The 1,085-nt window shown below is 53.5% G+C and carries 1 rRNA gene; it reads right to left on the bottom strand.

The window, feature by feature from the left end:
* Positions 1-855: ribosomal RNA gene (locus tag ACE4YL_RS00005) — 16S ribosomal RNA — on the bottom strand; the annotation flags it as partial.
* Positions 856-1,085: the final 230 nt, after the last annotated feature.

Here is a 1,085-nt window from a genome sequence, read left to right as displayed (position 1 = left end):
GTTAACTACGGCACAGAAGGGGTCGATACCTCCTACACCTAGCACCCATCGTTTACGGCGTGGACTACCAGGGTATCTAATCCTGTTTGATCCCCACGCTTTCGCGCCTCAGCGTCAGGGTTAGGCCAGAGAGCCGCCTTCGCCACTGGTGTTCCTCCCAATATCTACGCATTTCACCGCTACACTGGGAATTCCACTCCCCTCTCCTGCCCTCAAGTTACCCAGTTTCAGAGGCAGGCCCTGAGTTGAGCCCAAGGTTTTCACCCCTGACTTGGATAACCGCCTACGCGCCCTTTACGCCCAGTAATTCCGGACAACGCTCGCCCCCTACGTTTTACCGCGGCTGCTGGCACGTAGTTAGCCGGGGCTTCCTCCTCAGGTACCGTCACTTTCTTCTTCCCTGATGACAGAGTTTTACAACCCGAAGGCCTTCTTCACTCACGCGGCGTTGCTCCGTCAGGCTTGCGCCCATTGCGGAAGATTCCCCACTGCTGCCTCCCGTAGGAGTCTGGACCGTGTCTCAGTTCCAGTGTGGCCGGTCACCCTCTCAGGCCGGCTACCCATCGTCGCCTTGGGGGTCTCTTACACCTCCAACTAGCTAATGGGACGCGGACCCATCTGTCTGCGGGTTTCCCCTTTTCCTCATCTATTCTTTTGACTAGATGAGCGTATCCGGTATTAGCACCCGTTTCCAGGTGTTGTCCCGGTCAGATAGGCAGGTTATCCACGCGTTACTCACCCGTCCGCCACTAAGGTTACATATCGACTTGCGTTTCAATGTATCCTCCGTTCGACTTGCATGTGTTAAGCACGCCGCCAGCGTTCGTCCTGAGCCAGGATCAAACTCTCCGATAAATTTTTTAAAATTTATTTAATGGTTTGATTGGCTCGTTTTTTGTGCTCAACAAGGGCTTTTGGCTTTGCCTCTTTCCCTCGTTTTACACGCGTTGTTTTGGAATGTACTGCTCGTTTTGCTTTCGCTTGACGAGAGTCATGTGTTCGGCCGTCAGCCAGACAACAGTCGTCAGTCTTGTTGGATCTTCGCTTTTGGCGTTTTCCTTCTTTCTGACTTCTGACGTCCGACG

The sequence above is a fragment of the Candidatus Darwinibacter acetoxidans genome (assembly GCF_041936445.1).
Classification (GTDB): Bacteria; Bacillota; Limnochordia; order Darwinibacteriales; family Darwinibacteriaceae; genus DTU010.
Note: the sequence above shows the minus strand (reverse complement) of the source record. Positions and strands in the feature narration are given on the sequence as shown.